Below are 22,954 nucleotides of genomic sequence, written 5' to 3'. Positions count from 1 at the left end.
GCCGACTCGGATGTGGATATCCGCCGGCAGGCGGATGCCCCGGCCGGTCAGATGTCCAGGAACCTGACGTCCTTGGCGTTGCGCTGGATGAACGAGCGACGGGCCTCGACGTCCTCACCCATGAGCACCGAGAACAGTTCGTCGGCCTGGGCCGCGTCGTCGAGGGTGACCTGACCCAGGACGCGGTGGTCGATGTCCATCGTGGTCACCCGAAGCTCCTCGGCGTTCATCTCGCCGAGGCCCTTGAAGCGCTGGATCGAGTCGTCCTTGGCCCGCTTGCCCGCCTGGCGGCCGAGTTCGAGCAGCGCGTCGCGCTCGCGGTCGGAGTAGGCGTACTCGAAGTCGTCCCGGCTCCACTTGATCTTGTACAGCGGCGGCCGGGAGAGGTACACGTGGCCGGCCTCGACCAGCGGGCGCATGAAGCGGAACAGGAAGGTCAGCAGCAGGGTGTTGATGTGCTGGCCGTCGACGTCGGCGTCCGCCATCAGGATGATCTTGTGATAGCGCAGCTTCTCGATGTCGAAGTCCTCGTGCACACCGGTGCCGAAGGCCGAGATGAGCGCCTGGACCTCGGTGTTCTGCAGGATCTTGTCGATCCGCGCCTTCTCGACGTTCAGGATCTTGCCGCGGATCGGCAGGATCGCCTGGTACATCGGGTCGCGGCCGGACTTGGCCGAGCCGCCGGCCGAGTCGCCCTCGACGATGAAGATCTCGCACTTGGACGGGTCGTTGCTCTGGCAGTCGCTGAGCTTGCCCGGCAGCGAGGCGGTCTCCAGCAGGCCCTTGCGCCGGGTCAGGTCGCGCGCCTTGCGCGCCGCCATCCGCGCGGTGGCCGCCTGGATGCCCTTGCGGATGATGTCCGCGGCCTCGCTCGGGTTGCGGTCGAGCCAGTCGGTGAGGTGTTCGTGCACCACCCGCTGGACGAACGTCTTCGCCTCGGTGTTGCCCAGCTTGTCCTTGGTCTGGCCCTCGAACTGCGGGTCGCCGAGCTTGACCGAGATGATCGCGGTCAGACCCTCGCGGATGTCCTCGCCGGCGAGGTTCTCGTCCTTCTCCTTGAGCAGCTTCTTCTCCCGCGCGTAGCGGTTGATCAGCGCGGTCAGCGCGGACCGGAAGCCCTCTTCGTGGGTGCCGCCGCCATGCGTGTGGATCGTGTTCGCGAAGCTGTGCACGCCCTCGGTGTACTGCGAGTTCCACTGCATCGCGACTTCCACCGAGATGGTGCGCGACTTGTCCTCGGCCTCGATGTCGATCACCGAGGGGTGGACCAGCTCGCCCTTGCGCGAGTTGAGGTAGCGCACGAAGTCGGCGATGCCGCCCTCGTAGTGGTACGTGACCGAGAGCTGCTCGCCCTTCTCGTCCACGTGGTCCGGGCGCTCGTCCCGAAGCGAGATGGTCAGGCCCTTGTTGAGGAAGGCCATCTCCTGGAAGCGCCGGGAAAGCGTCTCGAACGAGTAGACCGTGGTCTCGAAGATGTCCGGATCGGCCCAGAAGGTGACCGTGGTGCCCGTCTCGACGGCCGCTTCGTGCCGCTCCAGCGGCGCGGTGGGGGTGCCCAGCTTGTAGTCCTGCGTCCAGCGGTAGCCGTCGCGGCGGATGTCCACCGCCAGGCGCGAGGACAGCGCGTTGACCACGGAGACGCCGACGCCGTGCAGACCGCCGGAGACCGAGTAGCCGCCGCCGCCGAACTTGCCACCCGCGTGCAGGATGGTCAGGACGACCTCGACCGCGGGCTTCTTCTCCACCGGGTGCATGTCGACCGGGATACCGCGGCCGTTGTCCACCACGCGCACGCCGCCGTCGGCGAGGATCGTCGCCTCGATGTGCGTCGCGTGCCCCGCCAGCGCCTCGTCGACCGAGTTGTCCACAACCTCGTAGACGAGGTGGTGCAGACCGCGCTCACCGGTGGAACCGATGTACATGCCCGGGCGCTTGCGGACCGCGTCGAGGCCCTCCAGGACCTGGATGTCGCTCGCGCCGTAGGACTGCCCGTTGCTCGCGGCAGGGGTTTCCGGCGAGCCGGCCACGTCATTCTCCTTGGGGTTGCCGGAATCGGCCACGAAGCGCCCTTTCTGGCACAGCACGGCTCCCTGCCCGGGAGCAGGAACGGCAGGGTGCGTCGAGGGGCAGACAGCCGGCCCGACGCGCCCCCGGGCACGGAGCCGCGGAAGTCGAAACAGGATCCGCATGAGCGGTATTGCTGGTCCAGTCTACCGGTCGGGGCGACACAAAGATGGGTTCCCAAGGGCCCTGTATCCGCGTGTGGCGCCCTGATGTGCCCTGTCGCATGTCCCCCCACTTGCCCCGGGGTCCCGAATCGCTCTCATGCCTGTCCACGCGGCGCGGGCGACTCGGATGGTGACAGCGTGTCAGACCGGTATGACACCGGACACATCGCCCCCGCCGGCGCGGTCGCCGAGGGTCGCGCACCCGAGTCAATCGGCGCAGACCGCGTGGCCCGTGGCCGGAAACCGCCTACGGCTGGGCGCGCCACTGGCCCCGGCGGCGCTCCTGGGCCGGACCGAGGACGCGGATGTAGGTGACGGTGCCGTCGCCCAGCTCCTGGTTGAGCCGGGCGAGCAGTTTCGGCGCGAGCCAGCGCACGTGGGTGGCGTAGTTGTCGGATTCGGCGCGCACCACGAGTTCGCCGTCCTCGAAACGTTCCGGACGGCAGTTGGCCGCCAGCGCCGCGCCGACGATTTCCGGCCAGCGCTGGAGTACGCCGTGCACCGCCGCCGGGGTCTGCCAGCCGCGTTCGCTGACCAGGCGTCCCATGATCTGTCGCAGCGGCTGCGGGTCGCGGTCGTCGGGTCCGGAGCCGCTGCGTTTCAAGCCACGTCGGGCCCGGTCCTGGTCCTGCCGGAGGTCGTGCCGGGTGCGTGCCTGGGCCCGGGCCTGGGTCAGCGCGGCACGGGCCAGGTCGATGCCGCGCGTCGGCTCGGCCGCGCCGGCGTTCCCCGGGGCGGACGGGATGTGGCCCTCGTCACTCACCCTCGACCCCCTCCTCGACCTTTCGCACCTCACCTGCGGCCACGTCGTAGCGCGCGCCCACGAGCGCGGGCGGTACGTCCTCGGCCACCGCGGCCGTGACCAGCACCTGCTCGCCGTGCGCGACCATCTCGGCCAGCCGCGCCCGACGGGTGACGTCCAACTCGGCGAACACGTCGTCGAGCACCAGCACCGGCTCGCCCCCGTCCGCGCGCAGCAGTTCGTAGGAGCCCAGCCGCAGCGCCAGCGCGTACGACCAGGACTCGCCGTGGCTGGCGTAGCCCTTCGCGGGCAACGGGCCCAGCCGCAACACGAGATCGTCCCGATGCGGGCCGACCAGGGTCTGTCCGCGCTCGACCTCCGCCGCCCGCCCGGCGGCGATCGCGGCGGTGAGCACCGCGTGGATCCCCGCCCGATCCGCGGGCAGCGGGTCCTCCGACATCGAGCTGCGGTAGTCGAGCACGATCGGTCCACCGCCTGTGGACAACGCGTCGTACGCCTTGTCCACCAGGGGTTGCAGCGCGGCGACCAGGTCCAGCCGGGCCGCGGTCAACTCGGCACCGGTCGCGGCCAGGTGTTCGTCCCACACGTCGAGCGTGCTCAGCGCCCCGCTGCGGCCGCCGCCCGCCCGACGGGCCAGCGCCGCGGTACGCAGCAGCGTGTTGCGCTGCTTGAGCACCCGGTCGTAGTCCTGCCGCACCCCCAGCAGCCGGGGAGTGCGCGCGGTCAGCAACTCGTCCAGGAACCGGCGGCGCTCCCCGGGGTCGCCCTTGACCAGGGCCAGGTCCTCCGGCGCGAACAGCACGGTGCGCAGCAGCCCGAGCAGATCGCGCGGCCGGGTGGCGGCCGAGCGGTTGATCCGGGCCCGGTTGGCCTTGCCGGGATTGATCTCCAACTCGGCCAGCGCGCTGCGGCCGTCCTCGCGGACGATGCTCGCGCGGACATAGGCCCGCTCGGCGCCGAGCCGGACCAGGGGCGCGTCGGAGGCGACCCGGTGGCTGCCGAGCGTGGCCAGGTAGCCGATCGCCTCGACCAGGTTGGTCTTGCCCTGGCCGTTGGGCCCCACGAACGCCGTCACGCCCGGTTCGAGGGGGACCTCGACCCGGGCGTACGACCGGTAGTCGACGAGTGACAGGTGCGCTACATGCATGGGCGGGCGGGCTGCCGGATCAGCCCGCGTCGGCCTCCTTCGGCGGCGTGACGTCGGCGCCGGGGGCGTCGGCGCCCTTGTGCGTCGACGCGGCGGTGACCGCGTGCCCACCGAACTGGTTGCGCAGCGCGGCGACCATCTTCATCTGCGGCGAGTCGTCCTGACGGGAGGCGAACCGGGCGAACAGCGACGCGGTGATCGCGGGCAGCGGTACGGCGTGGTCGATCGCCGCCTCGACCGTCCAGCGGCCCTCGCCGGAGTCCTCCGCGTATCCGCGCAGGCCCTCCAGGTGCTCGTCGTCGTCCATCGCGCGCACGGCCAGGTCGAGCAGCCAGGAACGGATGACCGTGCCCTCCTGCCAGCTGCGGAAGACCTCGCGCACATCGGTGACCACGTCGGCGGCCTCGAGCAGTTCCCAGCCCTCGGCGTAGGCCTGCATCAGCGCGTATTCGATGCCGTTGTGCACCATCTTGGCGAAGTGCCCGGCGCCGACCTTGCCCGCGTGCACGAAGCCGGCCGGGCCCTCGGGCTTGAGCGCGTCGAAGATCGGCTGCACCTTGGCGATGTCGGCCGCGTCTCCGCCGCACATCAGCGCGTAGCCGTTGTCCCGGCCCCACACGCCGCCGGAGACGCCGCAGTCGACGAATCCGATGTTCTTGCCGGCCAGCGCCTCGGCGTGCTTGATGTCATCCGTCCAGCGGGAGTTGCCGCCGTCGACGACCACATCGCCCGGGGACAGCAGTTCGCCGAGCTCGTCGATGGTGGCCTGGGTCGGCGCCCCCGCCGGCACCATCACCCACACCACGCGCGGCTCGGCGAGCGTGTCCACAAGTTCGCCCAGGCTGTGGACGTCCGCCACGTCGGGGTTGCGGTCGTAGCCCACCACCGTGTGGCCCGCGCGGCGCAACCGCTCGCGCATGTTGCCACCCATCTTGCCGAGGCCGACGAGTCCGAGCTGCATCCTGAAATCCTTCGTTCGCTGCTGCGATGCCGGGTGGGGCACCGCCGAGGCCGCTTCCGCACCCCCGGAGCCCTCGTAGGGGCGGGGGCTTTCACCGCGTCGACGGTACGCGGGTAGCGGTTGCCCGTGCGGCCGCGGGGTATGCACCGGCGCGGCGCCGAACCCGGCCGCGTCCCGGCCCGGTTCGGCGCCGCCCGGATCAGCCGGAGAGCCGCACCGGCATGATCAGGTAGCGGTACTCGTCGGTGGCCTCGGCCTCCACGTCGGGCTTGCCGGTCATCACGGCGGGCTTCGTGGACGTGGTGAAGGAGATCTGGGCGACCGGGGAGTTGATCGCGCTGAGCCCTTCGAGCAGGAAGGTCGGGTTGAAGGCGATCGAGATCTCCTCGCCCTCCAGGCCCGCCTCGATCGCCTCGGACGCCTGCGCCTCGTCGCCGGAGCCGGCTTCGAGCACGAGTCGGCCGTCGGAGAAGGACAGCCGCACCGGGGTGTTGCGCTCGGCGACCAGGGACACGCGCTTGACCGCGTCCACGAACGGCGCGGTCTCGACGGTGGCGACCGTCTCCGACTGCTCCGGGAACAGCGCGCGGTACTTGGGGAATTCGCCTTCGAGCAGGCGGGTGGTGGTGCGCCGGCCCGACCCCTCGAAGCCGATCATGCCCTCGCCGATCTTGTCCCCGGACAGCGCGATCTGCACGCTGTCGCCCTGGGTCAGCGACTTGGCGGTGTCGTTGAGCGTCTTGGCGGGCACCAGGGCCACCGCCGAGGAGAGGCCGTCGGCCTCGGGCTTCCAGTGGAACTGGCGGACCGCGAGCCGGTATCGGTCGGTGGCGGCCAGGGTGACCAGGTCGCCCTCGATCTCGACCCGGACACCGGTCAGCATCGGCAGCGTGTCGTCGCGGCCGGCGGCGATGGCCACCTGGGCCACGGCGGCGGCGAAGACGTCGCCCTCGACGGCGCCCGCGGCGGTGGGCATCTCCGGCAGCGCCGGGTAGTCCTCCACGGGGAGAGTGGGCAAGGTGAAGCGGGCGCTGCCGCAGACCACGGTCACCTTGGCCCCGTCGGTGGACACCTCGACGGGGCGGTTCGGCAGGCTCTTGGAGATGTCGGCGAGCAGTCGCCCGGACACCAGCACCCGGCCCGGCTCGTCCACCTCGGCCTCGACGCCGCCGCGGGCGGAGACCTCGTAATCGAAGCTGGACAGCGTCAGCCGCTGGTCCGCCGCCTCCAGGAGCAATCCGGCGAGGACGGGAACCGCCGGCCGCGCCGGGAGACTCCGCGCGGTCCACGCCACCGCATCAGCGAGAACGTCACGCTCGACCCGGAACTTCACCGGTTCACCGCCTCCTGCCGTTGCCGGCCGTCTGTCGTTTGGTCGCCGTTCGTTTCGGCGTCGGTGTCGGGCCGTCGGGGCCTACCACCGAGACACAGTCTGACGCACCGCGCCGACAGCCCGCGCAGCCCCCGGCAAACCCGCAGTCCACAGATTCGGCCCGCCCCGACCGTTTTCCGTGGGTCGCTCTTGAACTACGCGTGGTCGTAGTAGTAGGGGGTGTGGATACCGTGGATAACCGGTATATGCGCAGGTCAGAGGCGCTTTTTTATCCACTTCGGGGTGTGGGTGGACCCGTGGATAAACCCCCTGTGTCTGTGGATGCCCGAATTGGCTCCACAGACCGTCCCCAGCCTTACCCCCGGTTGTCCCCAATCAATCCCCAGGTCGGAGGCCACTTGTCCCCACCCCCTGCGGACGCCGTTCGGCTCGGGATTCACCGTAAGGGGTGAAACCGGCCCGACTGTGGACAGATCCGTGGACAACCTGGGGACAAGCCGCGATTTCCGGTGGACGGGACGTGGACAACCGGACAACACGACGATGGACGGTGCGTCACGGGAAAGTTATCCACAGTCTGTGGAGGACTCCGCTCCACATCACCACAGGAACCTGACCTGCCGGCTCGCCGGCGTTGTCCCCAGGTTCCCGCAGCCATTGTGGGGAACTCGACGGTAAACAGGTCGTCCCCATGGTGTGGACGCCCGACTCGGCGCCGATCGGTGGATAACTCGCCCCCGCCGGGGCTGATGAGACGAAGGTCACACCGCACGCAAGAAGGCCGGCGCCCCGAAAAGGGAACGCCGGCCGGCCCGAGCGGGTGATCGGGGCTCGAATCAGCTCTTGATTCGGTTCGTCAACTCGGTCACCTGGTTGTAGATCGACCGCCGCTCCGCCATCAGCGAGCGGATCTTGCGGTCGGCGTGCATCACCGTGGTGTGATCGCGCCCGCCGAACTGGGCGCCGATCTTCGGCAGCGACAGGTCGGTCAACTCGCGGCACAGATACATGGCGATCTGGCGCGCGGTCACCAGCACCCGGCTGCGCGAGGTGCCGCACAGGTCCTCGACGGACAACCCGAAGTAGGCCGCGGTGTGCGCCATGATCGTGGTCGCCGTGATCTCGGGCCCCGCACTGTCCGGAATCAGGTCCTTGAGCACGATCTCGGTCAGCTGCAGGTCCACCGGCTGCCGGTTCAGGCTCGCGAACGCGGTCACCCGGATCAACGCGCCCTCCAGCTCGCGGATGTTCCGGGAGATCTTGCTGGCGATGTACTCCAGCACGTCCGGCGGCGCGTTCAACCCCTCCTGGATCGCCTTCTTGCGCAGAATCGCGATCCGAGTCTCCAATTCGGGCGGCTGGACGTCGGTCAACAGCCCCCACTCGAAACGATTGCGCAGTCGATCCTCCAGAGTCACCAGCTGCTTGGGCGGCCGGTCCGACGAGATGACGATCTGCTTGTTCGCGTTGTGGAGCGTATTGAAGGTGTGGAAGAACTCCTCCTGGGTCTGCTCCTTGGTCTCCAGGAATTGGATGTCGTCCACCAGCAGGACGTCGACGTCGCGATAGCGGCGGCGGAAGCCGTCGGCCTTGCCGTCGCGGATCGAGTTGATGAACTCGTTGGTGAACTCCTCCGAGCTCACGTAGCGCACCCGCGTGCCCGGATACAGGCTCTTCGCGTAGTGCCCGATCGCGTGCAGCAGGTGGGTCTTGCCCAGTCCCGACTCGCCGTAGATGAACAGCGGGTTGTACGCCTTCGCGGGCGCCTCGGCCACGGCCACCGCGGCCGCGTGCGCGAACCGGTTGCTGGAGCCGATGACGAAGGTCTCGAACAGGTACTTGGGATTCAACCGCGCGGCGGGCTCGTGCTCGACCACCCCGTGCTCGCGACCGGTGCCCGGCCGGGCCAGCCGCAGCGGCCGATTCCCGGGCGCGTCGGCCGGCGGTACCGAGGGCGGCTGGTGCGGCGGCGCCTGTTGCGGCGGCTGTGGGGCGCCCGGAAGCGGCTCTCTGTCGCCGGATTGATGTGTCGAATTATCCACAAAGCTGTGGACGGGAGGTGTGGAAAAGCCGGGCGCCCCGAACAGGTCCTCGCGATCGGCGAAGAGCGTCCCGTCGGACGGCGGAATTCCCGGATGATCGGAGGAGCCGCTCTGCCCGCCGCCATATCCGTACTGATCACGGGAATCACGCGGATCGCGGGCGTCCCGGTGGTCCCGATCGCGCGGATCCCGACCGTCCCTGCCCTCGCGCGACTCCCGGGGATCACGCTGCTCGCGGGACTCGCGGGGATCGCGCGCGTCCCGGGGATCGCGCTGATCCCGATACGGTCCGGGCGCGTAGCGCTCGTGCGGGTAGTCCTGCTGATATTGCGGCTCGGCGTACGGGTCGCGGTCCGGGCGATAGGGCGGCTGGCCGTACGGCTCCTGCGGGTAGGGCTCCTGGGGGTAGCCGTCGCGGCCGTAGCGGTCGCCGTAGGCGGGACGCCCGTACGGACCGGGGTTGTAGTCGTCGTGCCGGGGCGAGCGCTCGTGCCGCTCGGGCACCTGCTCCGGCTCGCCCGCACCCGGCTCGACGCTGACCGCGAAACGGATCGGCCGCCCGAAACCGTGGCTCAGCGCGTCCGTCACCACCTGGCGGAGCCGGGTCTCCAGCACTTCCTTGGCGAACTCGTTCGGCACCGCGAGCAGTGCGGTGTCGGAGAAGAGGGTCAGCGGCTGGGTGCGCTGGAGCCATCCCTTGTCCTTGGCCGTGACCGAGTCGTCGGTGGCCAGTCGTTCCAGGAACCGTGCCCAGACTGCGGCGAGGTCGCTGGTGATGTCAGCCACAGTGCACGCTCTTTCATTGCATCGACGCAGGTCTCGGGAGGGCTCCCAGTGTCCCGGACCCCGGGAGCGAGCGCTCCGGTCCGACTCCACCAGTTCACGGTAGTGGCGGCCATCCACCTGCTCAAGCCGTTGTCCACAGCCTGTGTACAGCCTGCCCGATGGGGCGTTTCCGCAGGTGGGCGACGTGCCCCGGATCCCCCATTTGACCCCGTCGCCTGTTGGTACGTACCGTGGGCCGGTCTAGTTGTCTGACGACCGCTGCCGCATGTCCGAGATCATGTCGATGCGGACGTACGGTGGTGGCCGGCGGTCTTTTCTGCCGGCCCACGATTCAAATCCTGGAGCCCCCGAGTGAGCAAGCGCACCTTCCAGCCGAACAACCGTCGCCGGGCGAAGACCCACGGGTTCCGGCTGCGCATGCGCACCCGTGCCGGTCGCGCCATCCTTGCTGCCCGTCGCCGCAAGGGCCGCGCGGAGCTTTCCGCCTGAGTTCGCGGATCTCTCCGTGCTGCCTGCCGATAACCGGCTGAGGCGGCGCGAGGACTTCGCGATCGCGGTTCGCCGCGGGCGTCGAGCCGGCCGTCCGAGCCTGGTCGTCCACCTGCATCGCCAGGAGACGAGCGGATTCGGCGCGCCCGCGCGCACCCCGGTGACCGCGCGGCCGTCCGAGCCGGACACCCTGCGCCAATCTGTGGCAGAGGACCCGCACGCGGAAGTGGAGCAAGCTCCACCACCGCGTGCGGGTTTCGTCGTGAGCAAGGCCGTCGGCCCCGCTGTTGTCCGTAACGTCGTCAAGCGTCGGCTACGCCACCTCATACGCGATCGGATGGCCCTGCTTCCGGCAGGTAGCCTGGTCGTGGTACGGGCATTGCCACCCGCAGCCCAGGCGGACCATTCCGACCTGGCACGGGATCTGGACGCAGCGTTCGACCGGCTCCTGGGCCGGTCCGGGCGCCCCGTCGCGGTTCGAGCGGATGGGCCCGCGGCCAAGCCGGGAGCGACGGCGTGAAGTACCTGTTCATGGGGTTCATTCGGGTCTATCAGTGGACGATCAGCCCGATGCTGGGGCCGGTGTGTCGCTTCTACCCGTCGTGCTCGCATTATGGGTATGAGGCGATGTCCGTGCACGGTGCCTTCAAGGGCACCTACCTCACCGTGTGGCGCATCCTGCGCTGCAACCCCTGGAACTCTGGCGGTGTCGATCCTGTGCCGCCGCGCACACGCCGACCGTGGCGACTTCCCGAGCGGAAGTCGCGCTCGGAGTCGGAGCCGCAGGAGCGGCAGCAGACGTCCAGCACCGGCCGTACCGAGCCCGCGCCCGGTGCGAACACCACCGCCCGAGGAGCTTGACCGTGGGGATTCTTAACCCCCTATATACCGCCGTCTCGTGGATCATCGTCCAATTCCACTCGTTGTTCAGCCCGATCTTCGGCAAGAACAGCGGCTGGTCGTGGGGGCTGTCCATCGTCTGCCTCGTGGTCGTCATCCGGATCTGCCTGATCCCGCTCTTCGTGAAGCAGATCAAGGCGACCCGTGGGCTCCAGGCACTCCAGCCGCGCATCAAGGAAGTCCAGAAGCGGTACAAGGACGACCGCGAGCGGCAGTCCCAGGAAATGATGAAGCTCTACAAGGAGACGGGCACCAACCCGCTCTCGAGCTGCCTTCCGATCCTGGTGCAGTCGCCGTTCTTCTTCGCCCTGTTCCACGTGCTCCAGCGGGTGTCGCAGAACAGGACGGTCGGCGTCATCGACCGCGACCTGGTGAACAGCGCCCAGCAGGCGCACATCTTCGGTGCGCCGATCGCCGCCAAGTTCACCGACTCGGCGAGCAAGATCTCCAGCCTCGGAGCCGACCTCACCACGGTCCGCATCGTCACGGTCGTGATGATCATCCTGATGTCCGGGTCGCAGTTCTTCACCCAGCGCCAGCTGATGACGAAGAACACCGACCCCGCTTCGCTCGTGGGCAACCCGTTCGCGAAGCAGCAGAAGCTGATGATGTACGCGTTCCCGATCATGTTCGCGGTCTTCGGCATCAACTTCCCCGTCGGTGTGCTCGTCTACTGGCTCACCACCAACGTGTGGACGATGGGCCAGCAGCTGTTCGTGATCAACCGCAACCCCACTCCCGGCAGCCCGGCGTTCAAGGTGCGGCAGGAGAAGTTGGCGGAGAAGGCGCGCAAGCAGGGCAAGGTGCTGCTGCCCGACGGCAAGCTGATGGACCAGGCGGAGTACGACGCGCAGCAGGCCGAGATCAAGGCTCAGGCCGCCCGGCGCCAGCAGCCCACCCGACTGACCAAGTCGCAGCGCAAGGCTCGGGCCCGGGACGAGGCGGAGGCGGCCGGTGCCGACGCCGAGGAGAGCGCCGACGCCGACACCGCGACGCGCAACGGCTCCGGCACACCCGCCAGGTCGAACGGCGCGGTCAAGGGCTCCACCGCGCGGACGCCGCACTCCGGTGCGCGCAACGCCGGTCCGCGCCGGCAGCCACAGGGCCGGAAGCACCCGAGGAAGAAGTGACCGCCCTCGACGGGCCGGCCGCCGCCCACCCCCACGACTCGCTCACTCGTCCACAAAGGAGTTCCCCTGTGACGGAAGGCACGACCCCCGCCGTCGACCTCCCCGCCGCGTCGCGTCGGATCACGCTCACCGCGGAGGAGATCAGCCGTCTGGAACAGGAGGGTGAGATCGCCGCGGACTACCTGGAGGCCCTGCTCGACATCGCCGACCTCGACGGCGACATCGACATGGACGTCGAGGGCGGGCGCGCGTCGGTCTCGGTGATCGCGGGCGAGGAAAGCGAATCCTCCGGCGCCGACCTCAAGCGCCTCGTCGGTCGTGACGGTGAGGTCCTGGAGGCCCTTCAGGAGCTGACCCGACTCGCGGTGCACCGGGAGACCGGCGAGCGCAGCCGGCTGATGCTCGACGTGGACGGGTTCCGCGCCGCCAAGCGGGCGAACCTGGCGCGGATCGCCGGCGAAGCGGTGGAACGGGTCAAGGCCGCGGGTACCTCCCTCAAGCTCGAGCCGATGACCCCGTTCGAGCGCAAGGTCGTGCACGACACCGTCGCGGAGGCCGGACTGCGCAGCGAGTCGGAGGGCGAGGAGCCCAATCGCTGCGTTGTCGTCCTGCCCGCCTGATCGGATCCCCGGATCCGTTTCCGCCAACCGTCGCGCCGGCCCCACCTGCACCACAGGTGGGGCCGGCGCCGTTCTTGGGATGATGTTCCACGTGAAACGTCAGGACGACACGACCCCCGACCCGCCGGCGGACGAACGCGCGCCCGAGGCTCCGGAAGCGGCAGGGCGGCTCTTCGGGGCCAACCTCGACCGCGCGATCCGCTATGCCGACATGCTGGCCGGCCCCGGCGTGCGCCGCGGCATGGTCGGCCCGCGCGAGGTCGGCCGGCTCTGGGAGCGGCACCTGCTCAACTGCGGGGTGGTCGCCGAATTGATCGCGGAGAACGCGATCGTGCACGACGTCGGTTCGGGCGGTGGCCTGCCCGGCATTCCGCTCGCCCTGGTCCGTCCGGACCTGCGGATCACCCTCGTCGAGCCGCTGCTGCGGCGCACCACGTTCCTCGACGAGGTGGTGGACGAGCTGGGCCTGGACAACGTACGGGTGTTGCGGGGCCGTGCCGAGGAGGTGCGCGGGCGTACCTGGGCCGACGTGGTCACCGCGCGGGCGGTGGCGCCGCTGGCCAAGCTCGCCGGATGGGGGCTGCCGCTGCTCGCCTCCGGCGGCGAGATGTTGGCGCTCAAGGGCGACTCGGCCGCCGACGAACTGCTGGAGTCGGAGGCGGACCTGCGCAAGCTCGGCGCGGTGTCGTGGGCGGTCGCGCACGCGGGTGCCGGGATCGTGGATCCGCTGACCACCGTCGTCCGGGTACGGATCGGCACCGTGGCACCCAGGGAGTCGAAGGCGGCCAAGGCGCGCCGAACCGCCAAGCCCGCCCGACGCCGCCCGGTCAAGTAGGCGAACTCGCCCCAGGGGTTGGGCCGGACGGCTGAAACGCCGTTCCTGCCCGCTCGGGGTGTGTCGCGAACGCCGTCCCCCGACCACACCCGGGATCGTGTTTCACGTGAAACGCCTTCCGTGGAAACGCTTCTACTCACCTGATGAGGCGCGCCGGAACGTGACACCCTCTGAGGGTGCCGCCGCAGTGCGTGGTCATTCCGTCGGCCCGAGTTCCCATGTCGCCGCGGCAGGAGAGGAGAGTGGACCGTTGCCGTCCGAGTATCCGACAGCCTCGATGCCGGCACCCCGTGTGGGTGCCGCCGTCGACGTTTCACGTGAAACAGAGGCGCCCGGTATCGAAGACACCCCGATCGCCCGAGCGGCCAGACAGGCCGTGGAGACGATGGGGCGCGCTTCGGAGGGATTGCCCCGCCCCGAGCGCACCCGCGTCATGGTGGTCGCGAACCAGAAGGGCGGCGTCGGCAAGACCACGTCGACCGTGAACCTCGCGGCCGCGCTGGCGATGCACGGCGCGCGCGTGCTGGTGATAGACCTCGACCCCCAGGGCAACGCCTCCACCGCGCTCGGGGTGGACCATCACGCCGGCACGCCGTCGATCTACGAGGTGCTGGTCGAAGGCCGCGACCTGGCCGAGGTCGTGCAGCCCGTGCGCGACGTCGAGGGCCTGTTCTGTGCCCCGGCCACGATCGACCTCGCCGGGGCCGAGATCGAACTCGTCTCGCTGGTCGCCCGGGAGAGCCGGCTGCAACGCGCGATCGCCGCCTACGAGCAGCCGCTGGACTACATCCTGATCGACTGTCCGCCCTCGCTCGGTCTGCTGACGGTGAACGCGCTCGTCGCGGGCGCCGAGGTGGTCATCCCGATCCAGTGCGAGTACTACGCGCTGGAGGGGCTGGGCCAGTTGTTGCGCAACGTGGAACTGGTCCGCGCACACCTGAACCCGAGCCTCGGCGTCTCGACGATTTTGCTGACGATGTACGACGCCCGGACCCGGTTGGCCTCGCAGGTGGCCCAGGAGGTGCGCGATCACTTCCCGGACGAGGTGTTGCCCACCGCGATCCCGCGTTCGGTCCGCATCTCCGAGGCGCCCAGCTACGGGCAGACCGTGATGACCTACGATCCGGGATCCACCGGGGCGTTGTCGTATCTTGAAGCGGCTCGGGAGATGGCGCTGCGCGGTGTGGCGAAGGCGAAGGAGGAAGTATGAGCGGACAACGCAGGGGATTGGGCAAGGGGCTCGAATCGCTCATCCCGGCCCGACCGTTGAAGCCGTCCTCCTCCGCCGCGGCGACCCTGCGGAAGATGGCGGAAATAGCGACGGACGAGTCGGCCCTGTCGCCGACCTCGGTGCCGCTGCAGGATGCGCCGAAGACCGAACCGGCTCCGCCGGCCGCGCTGTACGCCGAACTGCTCGTCGATCTGATCGAGCCGAACCCGCGGCAACCGCGCGAGGTGTTCGACGAGGACGCGCTGGCCGAACTGGTGCAGTCGATCCGGGAGGTGGGCGTCCTCCAGCCGGTCGTGGTGCGCTCGACCAACGAGGGCAGCTACGAACTGGTGATGGGCGAGCGCCGGTTGCGCGCCTCCCGCATCGCCGGGCTGACCCGTATCCCGGCGATCGTACGGGTGACCAACGACGACAAGATGCTGCTCGACGCGCTCCTGGAGAACCTGCACCGCGCCGAGCTGAACCCGCTCGAAGAGGCTTTGGCCTACCAGCAGTTGCTGGAGGAGTTCCGGTGCAAGCAGGAGGAGCTCGCGGATCGTATCGGTCGTTCGCGTTCGCATCTGAGCAACACGATGCGGTTGCTGCGGCTGCCGATGGAGGTGCGCACCAAGGTGGCGGCGGGCACGTTGCTCGCCGGGCACGCGCGTGCGTTGCTCGCCCTGCTGGATCGGCCCGACGAGCTGATCAAGCTGTCGAAGCGGATCATCGCCGAGGGCATGACGGTGCGTACGGTCGAAGAGATCGCGCGCACGATCAACAACGAGGAGCCGGCGGCGACGCCGAAGCCGCAGAAGCCGCGTCCGGGCGCGATCGTGGCACCCGCGCTGAACCATCTCGCGGATCGGCTCAAGGACCGGTTCGAGACCGAGGTGAAGGTGGTGCTCGGTCCGAAGAAGGGCAAGATCGTCGTCGAGTTCGCCTCGGTCGAGGACTTGGAGCGCATTCTCGCCTCGATGGCGCCGGGCGAGGGTGATCAGTTCGCCAGGCAGCTCGCCGAGCGGGAGGTGCCGGGCCAGGCCGGGCGGCCTCGCGACGCGGCGCCGGCCGGTGTTCCGGCACCGGTGGAGGGGACGGGAGCCGATGCGACGTCGGCCGCCGCGAACGACACGGACGACGCGGAGACTTCGGTGCTCGTCCCGTAGGCGGTATTGCCAAGGGCCCGTAGCGGGTCGGTAAAGGAACATGGGAAGGGGCCCGCGGTCGTTGACCGCGGGCCCCTTCCTTGTTTGTGTTTCACGTGAAACGTGCCGCCGCGGAGATCGCGGCGTGCCGATGTTTCACGTGAAACCTGAAACCTGAAACCTGTCCGCGCCCCTGGAGGGACGATGAGGTCGAAGCGCTGGATCCTGGCGGGTCTGGGCGTGGGCGCCGTCGGCGGGTTCGTCGGCGGCCTGCTCGGTGGCTCGCCGCGCCCGCGGGTACCGGGTCCGCCGCCGTGGACGCCTGCGGGCCCCGCGATCCCGGTCCATGCGCTGCCGCAGGGCTCACGATGGCCGGTGGATCGGGGCGGCCCGACGGATCGGACCGCCCGGGCGCGGCCGGGCGGTTGGCCGCTGTCGGTGGGGCGCGGAGCGGGCTCGGGAGGGATCGATCCGGTGTGTGGTGATCGTCCGCCGTCCGCTCCGGCGCGGACGGTCAGGTGAAGACGGGCAGTCGCAGCATCCCCGTGGGCACGTCCTCGTCCGGCGGCAGGTAGAGCCGCTGGAGGGCCACCACGACCGATTCGGCGGCGTGGTCGCGGAATTCCGACGAGGCCAGCCGGGCCGCGTCGTCCACGTTGGTGAGGTAGCCCATCTCGATGCGCACGGCGGGCATCCGGGTGCGCCGGAGCAGTGTCCACGCCTTGCCGTGGGTGCGACCGTCCACCATGCCGGTACGCGCCACGAGTTCGCGCTGGACCAGGCTGGCGAAGTGCTCCCCGGTGGGCGAGCGTCGCCCGTACCGGTCGCTGCCGCTGCCGTAGTAGTAGCACGCGACGCCGGCGGCCCGCGGGCTGTCGTTGCGGTCCGCGTGCAGGGATATCACGAGGTCGGCGTCGGTGGCGTTGGCGAAGGCCGCCCGCTCCTCCTCGCCGATGCCGTCCTCGGCCGGCCCCCGGGTGAGGTAGGCGCGCACGCCCAGGGCGGACAGGCGGCCCTCCAGGCGTCGGGCCAGGTCCCACATCACCTCGGCCTCGGTCAGGCCGTGTGCGACCACGCCGGCATCCGCGCCGCCGTGGCCCGGGTCGATCACCACGGTCTTGCCGGCCAGCGACGGGCCGGAGCGGTGCAGCAGTTCGGACTCGCGCATCGCGTGCGGTTGGCCGCCGACGACCGTGCGCGCGAGCCGGTCGAGGGCTCGGAACGTGGCCGGTCCGCACGTACCGTCCGCGCCGAGTCCGTAGTTGCGTTGGAATTCGCGCAGGGCGCGCTCGGTGGCCGGGCCCAGGATGCCGTCCACCCGGCCGCAGTCGAAGCCCATGTCGAGCAACCGCTGCTGGAGGGTGGCCACATCGTCCCCGACGGTGAGGTGGCCGGCCGAGTAGGACAACATGCGGTCGCCGAGTCGCCACCGTGCCTCGTCGAGGTGACGGTAGGTCTCCGGGCCGACGACGCCGTCCACGGTCATCGCGCGCTGCTGCTGGAAGTGCCGGACGGCGAGGTCCACGGAGTCGTCGAACACCGCGTCCGCGTAGCCGCCGAGGCCGTCCGGATCGCCGGTGTCGGTCGGCCTGGGGGCACCGGCGGGCAGGAGGCCGAGCAGCACCAGTTTGGACCTGATCTCGGCCACTGCGGGGCCGGTGTCACCGCGTCGGTACCGCCGCTGCATGGTCATGGAAAGAAGTCCTCCCGAGTTTTGACGCAACACTCGATCGTACGCGCGCATCCGGTCCCTCCCGTACCGGAGCGGGGGTCCGGGGGCCTCGATTCCCATCGCGCGCCGGGGGCGGGTCGGGCACGCGCTCCCGCGGTGCGTGTGGCGCGCGGCCCGGTCCTCGTCGCCGGCCGGTACGCCCTGACACGCGCGAAGGGCGCTTCCCGGTTCCGGGAAGCGCCCTTCGCACACGGCCGATGCGGATCGGCTCAGATGAGCCCGTCGAGCTCCCGCAGCAGGGCCGCCTTCGGCTTGGCGCCGACGATCGTCTTGACGATCTCGCCGCCCTGGAACACGTGCAGGGTGGGGATCGACAGCACGCCGTAGCGGGTGGTGATCTCCGGGTTCTCGTCGATGTTCAGCTTCGCCACGGCGAGCTTGTCGCCGTTCTCCGCCGCGATCTGCTCGAGCGCCGGGGCGATCTGGCGGCAGGGGCCGCACCATTCGGCCCAGAAGTCGACGAGCACGGGCTTGTCGCTCATCAGGACGTCGGTGTCGAAGGTCTTGTCGGTGACGGTGTGGGTGGCCCCGGCCATGGGTTGCTCCTCGGTGTGCTGGGGGTGGGACGGACGAAGGACGGGCTGCGGGTCAGGCGCTCGCGCCGTCGGCGAGCGAGGCGAGGTAGTGCTCCGCGTCGAGGGCGGCCGCGCAGCCGGTGCCGGCCGCGGTGATCGCCTGGCGGTAGGTGTGGTCCACGACGTCGCCCGCCGCGAAGACGCCGGTGAGGTTGGTCCGCGTGGTCGGCGCGTCGACCTTGATGTAGCCCTCGTCGTCGAGGTCGATCTGGCCGCGCACCAGCTCGGTGCGCGGGTCGTGGCCGACCGCGATGAACAGGCCGGTGACCGCCAGGTCGCGCAGCTCGCCGGTGACGGTGTCGCGCAGCTGCACGCCGCTGAGCTTGCCGTCGCCCCGGATCTCGGCGACCTCGCTGTTCCACGCGAACGAGATCTTCTCGTTCGCGAACGCCCGATGCTGCATCGCCTTGCTCGCGCGCAGCTCGTCGCGGCGGTGGATCACCGTCACCGAGCGGGCGAAGCGGGACAGGAACGTGGCCTCCTCGATCGCCGAGTCGCCGCCGCCGACCACCGCGATGTCCTGGTCGCGGAAGAAGAAGCCGTCGCAGGTGGCGCACCAGGACACCCCGCGACCGGACAGCGCGTCCTCGTTGGGGAGGGAGAGCTTGCGGTAGGCCGACCCGGTCGCCAGGATCACCGCGCGCGCCCTGTGTACCGTGCCCGCGCTGTCGGTGACCGTCTTGACGTCGCCCGCGAGGTCGACGGCGACGATGTCGTCCGGCACCAGCTCGGCGCCGAAACGCTCGGCCTGCTTGCGCATGTTGTCCATCAGGTCCGGACCCATGATGCCGTCCGGCCAGCCGGGGAAGTTCTCGACCTCGGTGGTGTTCATCAGCGCCCCGCCCGCGGTGACGGCGCCTTCGAAGACCAACGGCTTCAGGTCCGCGCGCGCTGCGTAGACGGCGGCCGTGTACCCGGTCGGACCGGATCCGATGATGATCACGTTGCGGACGTCGCTCACGCTGAGCCTTCCCTGGTTCCTTGTCGAGCCTCGTGCCGGTGGTCGGCGTCGGCTGTGCGGGTCTGCGAAACCCGCGCCCCGAGAGATGCGGTGTCTCGTTCGACAACGGATCCTAGGCGCGCACCATTCCCGGGTCACAACGCCGCGGGTGCGGCGTGCCGGGGATCACCTTCTCGGTACCTCGGTGCTCAGCAGAAGCGAGCCGGCGAACCCGGTCGAGGGGGGTACGGCGGCCGGGGGGCTCGCCGAGCCGTCGGCGCCGGCGCGCGGGACGCACGACGCGTCCACGATGTACACCCGGACCCGGTCGGTGTTCGGGCCGGGCAGGACCACCACCCACGCGGGCTTGCCGGTATAGCTGCCGGGATCGGCGGCCAACGCCCGCGGCGCGTCGGGACCCACGGCGGCGGCCACGCACGCGGGCAGCTCGCGCGGCGCGCGGTCGGCGCGGTGCAGCAGCAGCGAGACCTGGTCGGTCAGTCCGGCGGCGGTGTACACCGTCGGCGGGGCGGTGGACGCCGTCAGCGGGGTCTGCGGCGTGCGCTCGTCCGCGCCCGCGCCGGGACGCTCACCCGACTTGCCGGTCGGGTTGGCGGCGGCCTTGGGCGCGGACGCGTCGGCGTTGCCCTTGACGGCGGTCGACCCCCGGTGGTTCGAGTCGCCGTTGTCGCCGGTGTCGACCACGAGCGTGACGCCCAGGGCCACCGCGGCCGCGGCGGCGGCGACCAGGAGCAGCGGACCGCGCCGCCGCCGGCGGGCCCGGTCGAGCGGGACCACGACGTGCTCGGTCGGCGGTGTGCTCGGTGCGCGCGGCGGAGTCACGACCGACACCGGCACCGACACCGGCACGGGCACCGGCAGCGGCTTCGGCGGCTCGGCGGGGCGCGGCGGCGGCAGCGCGGCCAGGGCCAGCGCGTCGTCGATCCGGGCGATCACGTCGGCGGGCATCGGCTCGGCCGGTTGTCCGCCGAGCAGCTCCCGCACCTCCGCGAGCGCGTCGCGGGTGTCGCGGCACTCGGCGCACTCGGCGAGGTGCGCGTCGAGCGCGGCCGCCTCGGCCGCGGTGAGCAGTCCTTCGACGAGGTCGGACAGCACCTCGACGTCGATGTGTGCGCTCATCGTGTGCCACCTCCCTCCATGCTCGCGCCGCCCGGGTCCGGGGTCGGACCGCCGGCTCGTGGGCGGTCGTCCGTCGATGGGACGGATTGTCCGGCCGCGGGGTTCCCCGGGGACCCGGCCGGGCCCGGTGGCCCGCTCTCGCGCAGGTGCCGCACCAGGGGCAGGAGCTTGGCCCGACCGCGGGCGCAGCGACTCTTGATGGTGCCGGACGCGACGTCGAGGATCCTGGCCGCCTCGTCGACGGGATAACCCTCCATGTCCACCAGGACGAGCGCGGCGCGCTGTTCGGCGGGGAGGGTGGCCAGCGCGGCGAGCAGCGCCTCGCGGGTCTCGCCCCGGACCGCCGGATCCTCCTGCGCGGGCGCGGGCAGCCGCTGGTCCAGATCCTCGGGCAGCGGTACGGCCGGCCGGGCGGCGCGGCGGCGGGCCCGGTCCAGGCAGGCGTTGACCACGATCCGGTGCAGCCACGTCGTGACGGCCGCGCGGCCCTCGAACCTTCCCGCGGCACGGTAGGCGGAAACCAGGGCGTCCTGGAGGGCGTCAGCGGCTTCCTCGCGGTCCCCCAGGGTGCGCAGGGCCACCGCCCACAGCCGATCACGGTGCCGGCGCACGAGTTCGCCGAACGCGTCGGGGTCGCCGTGGGTGTGCCGGGTGAGCAGATCGGCGTCGGTGACGTCCGCGTACGCCGATCCGTTGCGCTCGGTGCTCACCGCCTACCTCCCCTGGGCCCGGGGTCATCCTGGCATGCGATGCGGGCAGGCGTGCGGGAGGTCCGGCTCGATCGTTCGGACAAGGTCAGCTGTTGACCGTGAAGGTGATCTCGCGCCAGGCGTTCTGATGCCCCGGGGTGTAGATGTGGTAGCCGCTGACGTCGTGGAGAACCTCGGGCATCGCGGTCATCAGCACCAGTACGTACTGGGTCTTGACCGCCTTGTCGGAGCGGATGCTCACCTCGGCCCCATCGGTCGACTTGCTGCCCACGGAGGTGGTGAAGGCGTCCTGGCTCGACGGCATCGATCCGGCCCCGGGCGCGGCCTTGAGCGTGATCGTGGTGGAGGTTCCGCCGGTGCCGAGCGCGAGGTCGAGGCCGCGGACGTCCATCGGTTGACCCAGGTCGTAGATGATCCCGTACCCCTTGCGGCCGTTGAAGTCGACCGTCGGTCCGTCCTTCATCATGTTGGTCTGCCAGTACGTCTCGCGGTTTCCGTCGTAGGTCTTGGCCACGTCGTCCTGGTCGACGGGCGAGCCGCCGATCGAGATCTCCGTGCCGCGCGTCGGGAGGGCCTGCCGCGTGGGTGTCGGAGCCACCGGTGCCTGGGTCGGCGGGCTCGACGTGCCACCGCCCTGCGTCTTCAGCGGTGGCTCCTTCTTCTCGCCGTCGCCCACATGGCTGGCCACCTGCCACGTCACCAGCACGATGGCGAGCACCACCAGGACCGCGACCGCGCCCTTGACCGCGGCGCCGAAGCGGCCGCCCAGCGGCGGCGGCGGGGTGACCGGCGGTCGGGCCGGGCCGAGCGGGCCGCCTCCGCCGCCGGAGTAGCCCGCCGAGGCGTAGACCGTGCGGTTCGGCGTCGGGTTGTAGATCGGGTACTCGTCCGGCTCCGGGCCGCCGACGATGGTGTTCTGCTCCGGCGGGTGCATCTCCGGGATGGCGGTGATCGCCGCGGACAACTCGGCCGGTGTCCCGAACGCCGGTTCGTGCTTGACCTCGTGGCCGAGCGCGCGCATCGCCAGGGCGGAGAGCGTGTCGTCCACGCCGGCCCGGATCTGGCCGGGCGCGCACAGCCTGCCGCCGGTGAACGGCGCGGCCTGCAAACCGTACTCGGTGCCCTCGACCCAGCGTCGGGTCAGCGCGGCGTACATCAGCCGGCCGACCGCGTGCGTGTCGTCGCGGGCCGCGTCGTCGGTGTCGTGCCCGTACAGCGCCGCCTCGACCGCCAGGCCGACGATCTTGTACTGGCCGGTGTGCATGCGCAGCACGTTCTCCGGCGTGAGCCGCAGGTGCGACAGGCCGGCGCGGTGTGCGACGGACATCGCCTGGGCGAGGGCGCGGGTGAGTTCGTAGACCTCGTGCGGCGGCAGCGGGGCGCTCTCGAAGACCTTGGTGAGGTTGTCCGCGTCGGGCAGCCACTCCTTCACCACATAGATCAGGCCGTCTTGTTCGGCGCAGTCGAGGACCTGGACGAAACGGGGATCGCCCATCAGCGCGGCGGCGCGGGCGGCGGCGATCACCGCCCGACCGTGTTCACCGCCGGCGGGGACGATGTGTACGCCCACCGCGCGGCGCAGCTTCTCGTCCACGGCGCGCCAGGTCTCGCTGCGGCCGTTCTGGGACAGGCGGTGTTCGAGTCGGTAGCGCTCGGCGAGTCGGGTGCCTCGGCTGACCCGGGGGGCCGGGGGCTCCGGTGCCGGTGCGGGCGCGGCCGGTGCGTCGGCGTTCGTGTCGCCCGCACCGCCGGTGCCGGCGCCGCTGTCACCGTCGGCCGTCGGCTCGCGCACGACCGGTTCGGCCGCTGCGTCGGCATTTCCCGCAGTCTCGGTCGCCGCCTCTGCGTCGGACGGAGAACCGGAAGGCGATTCGGGCTCGGAACCGATGGGCAAAACCGTGGTGGTTCCGGAGGTCTTCTCGTCCGAACCGACACGTTTGTCCGACGATGTGTCAGAAGCCTTTGTCGGTACGGGGTTTGCCTCACCCGTCGCTAGGTCGACGGATCCTGCGGTTCGGTCCGTCACCTCGGCCTCATCCTCCTCGTCGGCACACTCATCGTAGAGGTGAGGCTTCTCGGGCCGTTGGTCAGGGACGCCCTCTACATACCTTGAGACTCCCGGACCCCGTCTCGGGTTGCCTCCTCGCAAGATCCGAAAGGAAACCGAGACCGGCGTATCGGGAGCATTACCCCCGTTTCACCGGGAGCCACACCCTCACTCGCCCCATGGTGGTGCATCCCACACCGTTGCGCCCGCCGAATTCCCGGTGG

At 70.5% G+C, this 22,954-nt stretch carries 20 protein-coding genes; 8 read left to right on the top strand and 12 right to left on the bottom strand.

Features of this window, described 5'->3' with window-relative positions; all coding sequences use genetic code 11:
- Positions 1 to 47: 47 nt before the first annotated feature.
- The 6 genes from gyrB to dnaA form a co-directional block, all read right to left on the bottom strand.
- Positions 48 to 2,084: a DNA topoisomerase (ATP-hydrolyzing) subunit B gene (gyrB, locus tag B4N89_RS14850; RefSeq protein ID WP_078976316.1), complete on the bottom strand. Its 2,037-nt coding sequence runs from the start codon at positions 2,082 to 2,084 to the stop codon at positions 48 to 50.
- Positions 2,085 to 2,475: 391 nt separating this feature from the next.
- The gene (locus B4N89_RS14845; RefSeq protein WP_235618620.1) at positions 2,476 to 2,991 is read right to left on the bottom strand and encodes a DUF721 domain-containing protein; all 516 of its coding nucleotides are present in this window, start codon (positions 2,989 to 2,991) and stop codon (positions 2,476 to 2,478) included.
- Entirely contained in the window at positions 2,984 to 4,138 is a 1,155-nt protein-coding gene (recF, locus tag B4N89_RS14840) for a DNA replication/repair protein RecF (RefSeq protein ID WP_078976315.1), read from the bottom strand. The genes B4N89_RS14845 and recF overlap by 8 nt, the downstream gene beginning before the upstream one ends.
- Positions 4,139 to 4,157: 19 nt before the next feature.
- Positions 4,158 to 5,099, bottom strand: a complete 942-nt coding sequence (gene gnd, locus B4N89_RS14835) for a phosphogluconate dehydrogenase (NAD(+)-dependent, decarboxylating) (protein WP_078976314.1) — start codon at positions 5,097 to 5,099, stop codon at positions 4,158 to 4,160.
- A gap of 199 nt (positions 5,100 to 5,298) precedes the next feature.
- Positions 5,299 to 6,432 carry a DNA polymerase III subunit beta gene (gene dnaN / locus B4N89_RS14830; RefSeq protein ID WP_078976313.1) on the bottom strand — a complete coding sequence of 378 codons (1,134 nt, stop codon included), beginning with the start codon at positions 6,430 to 6,432 and terminating at the stop codon, positions 5,299 to 5,301.
- Between the two features lie 836 nt (positions 6,433 to 7,268).
- Entirely contained in the window at positions 7,269 to 9,260 is a 1,992-nt protein-coding gene (dnaA, locus tag B4N89_RS14825; protein ID WP_078976312.1) for a chromosomal replication initiator protein DnaA, read from the bottom strand.
- A 351-nt stretch (positions 9,261 to 9,611) separates the two neighbouring features.
- Between dnaA and rpmH the strand changes: the two genes are divergently transcribed.
- The 8 genes from rpmH to B4N89_RS14785 all read left to right on the top strand — a co-directional run bounded on the left by rpmH (position 9,612) and on the right by B4N89_RS14785 (position 15,607).
- The gene (gene rpmH / locus B4N89_RS14820) at positions 9,612 to 9,749 is read left to right on the top strand and encodes a 50S ribosomal protein L34 (RefSeq protein WP_010849920.1); all 138 of its coding nucleotides are present in this window, start codon (positions 9,612 to 9,614) and stop codon (positions 9,747 to 9,749) included.
- Positions 9,750 to 9,765: 16 nt separating this feature from the next.
- Positions 9,766 to 10,269, top strand: coding sequence for a ribonuclease P protein component (gene rnpA / locus B4N89_RS14815; RefSeq protein ID WP_078976311.1), 504 nt, complete (start codon positions 9,766 to 9,768; stop codon positions 10,267 to 10,269).
- Positions 10,266 to 10,610, top strand: a complete 345-nt coding sequence (gene yidD, locus B4N89_RS14810) for a membrane protein insertion efficiency factor YidD (protein WP_078976310.1) — start codon at positions 10,266 to 10,268, stop codon at positions 10,608 to 10,610. Before rnpA ends, yidD begins: the two co-directional genes overlap by 4 nt.
- Positions 10,611 to 10,612: 2 nt before the next feature.
- Positions 10,613 to 11,779, top strand: a complete 1,167-nt coding sequence (gene yidC, locus B4N89_RS14805) for a membrane protein insertase YidC (protein ID WP_078976309.1) — start codon at positions 10,613 to 10,615, stop codon at positions 11,777 to 11,779.
- A 68-nt stretch (positions 11,780 to 11,847) separates the two neighbouring features.
- Complete coding sequence (locus tag B4N89_RS14800) at positions 11,848 to 12,399, top strand: protein jag (protein ID WP_078976308.1); 552 nt, start codon at positions 11,848 to 11,850, stop codon at positions 12,397 to 12,399.
- An 82-nt stretch (positions 12,400 to 12,481) separates the two neighbouring features.
- Complete coding sequence (rsmG, locus tag B4N89_RS14795; protein WP_101897303.1) at positions 12,482 to 13,234, top strand: 16S rRNA (guanine(527)-N(7))-methyltransferase RsmG; 753 nt, start codon at positions 12,482 to 12,484, stop codon at positions 13,232 to 13,234.
- Between the two features lie 277 nt (positions 13,235 to 13,511).
- A complete protein-coding gene (locus B4N89_RS14790) occupies positions 13,512 to 14,444 on the top strand; it encodes a ParA family protein (RefSeq protein ID WP_235618619.1) in 933 nt (310 codons plus the stop codon).
- Positions 14,441 to 15,607, top strand: a complete 1,167-nt coding sequence (locus B4N89_RS14785; protein ID WP_078976306.1) for a ParB/RepB/Spo0J family partition protein — start codon at positions 14,441 to 14,443, stop codon at positions 15,605 to 15,607. Before B4N89_RS14790 ends, B4N89_RS14785 begins: the two co-directional genes overlap by 4 nt.
- 493 nt (positions 15,608 to 16,100) lie before the next feature.
- Here the strand turns inward: B4N89_RS14785 and B4N89_RS14780 are convergent, their stop codons facing one another.
- From B4N89_RS14780 to B4N89_RS14755, 6 genes are all read right to left on the bottom strand, one after another.
- Positions 16,101 to 17,279 (bottom strand): N-acetylmuramoyl-L-alanine amidase, encoded by a 1,179-nt coding sequence (locus B4N89_RS14780; RefSeq protein ID WP_078976305.1) that lies wholly within the window; start codon positions 17,277 to 17,279, stop codon positions 16,101 to 16,103.
- 248 nt (positions 17,280 to 17,527) lie between these two features.
- Positions 17,528 to 17,854: a thioredoxin gene (trxA, locus tag B4N89_RS14775; protein ID WP_078976304.1), complete on the bottom strand. Its 327-nt coding sequence runs from the start codon at positions 17,852 to 17,854 to the stop codon at positions 17,528 to 17,530.
- Between the two features lie 52 nt (positions 17,855 to 17,906).
- Positions 17,907 to 18,854 (bottom strand): thioredoxin-disulfide reductase, encoded by a 948-nt coding sequence (gene trxB / locus B4N89_RS14770; protein WP_078976303.1) that lies wholly within the window; start codon positions 18,852 to 18,854, stop codon positions 17,907 to 17,909.
- A gap of 165 nt (positions 18,855 to 19,019) precedes the next feature.
- On the bottom strand, positions 19,020 to 19,973 hold the full coding sequence (locus B4N89_RS14765; RefSeq protein ID WP_078976302.1) for a zf-HC2 domain-containing protein: 954 nt from the start codon (positions 19,971 to 19,973) through the stop codon (positions 19,020 to 19,022).
- Entirely contained in the window at positions 19,970 to 20,683 is a 714-nt protein-coding gene (gene sigM / locus B4N89_RS14760) for an RNA polymerase sigma factor SigM (protein WP_078976301.1), read from the bottom strand. The genes B4N89_RS14765 and sigM overlap by 4 nt, the downstream gene beginning before the upstream one ends.
- A gap of 85 nt (positions 20,684 to 20,768) precedes the next feature.
- The gene (locus B4N89_RS14755; protein ID WP_078976300.1) at positions 20,769 to 22,475 is read right to left on the bottom strand and encodes a protein kinase family protein; all 1,707 of its coding nucleotides are present in this window, start codon (positions 22,473 to 22,475) and stop codon (positions 20,769 to 20,771) included.
- Between the last annotated feature and the right edge of the window lie 479 nt (positions 22,476 to 22,954).

Source organism: Embleya scabrispora (assembly GCF_002024165.1).
In the GTDB taxonomy this organism is placed as follows: Bacteria; Actinomycetota; Actinomycetes; order Streptomycetales; family Streptomycetaceae; genus Embleya; species Embleya scabrispora_A.
Note: the sequence above shows the minus strand (reverse complement) of the source record. Positions and strands in the feature narration are given on the sequence as shown.

Coding starts and splice junctions, on each gene's coding strand:
- B4N89_RS14780 (WP_078976305.1), bottom strand. CDS start 17,279: ATGACCATGCAGCGGCGGTACCGACGCGGTGACACCGGCCCCGCAGTG.
- B4N89_RS14765 (WP_078976302.1), bottom strand. CDS start 19,973: ATGAGCGCACACATCGACGTCGAGGTGCTGTCCGACCTCGTCGAAGGA.
- B4N89_RS14790 (WP_235618619.1), top strand. CDS start 13,512: ATGCCGGCACCCCGTGTGGGTGCCGCCGTCGACGTTTCACGTGAAACA.
- B4N89_RS14785 (WP_078976306.1), top strand. CDS start 14,441: ATGAGCGGACAACGCAGGGGATTGGGCAAGGGGCTCGAATCGCTCATC.
- trxA (WP_078976304.1), bottom strand. CDS start 17,854: ATGGCCGGGGCCACCCACACCGTCACCGACAAGACCTTCGACACCGAC.
- recF (WP_078976315.1), bottom strand. CDS start 4,138: ATGCATGTAGCGCACCTGTCACTCGTCGACTACCGGTCGTACGCCCGG.
- gnd (WP_078976314.1), bottom strand. CDS start 5,099: ATGCAGCTCGGACTCGTCGGCCTCGGCAAGATGGGTGGCAACATGCGC.
- rsmG (WP_101897303.1), top strand. CDS start 12,482: ATGTTCCACGTGAAACGTCAGGACGACACGACCCCCGACCCGCCGGCG.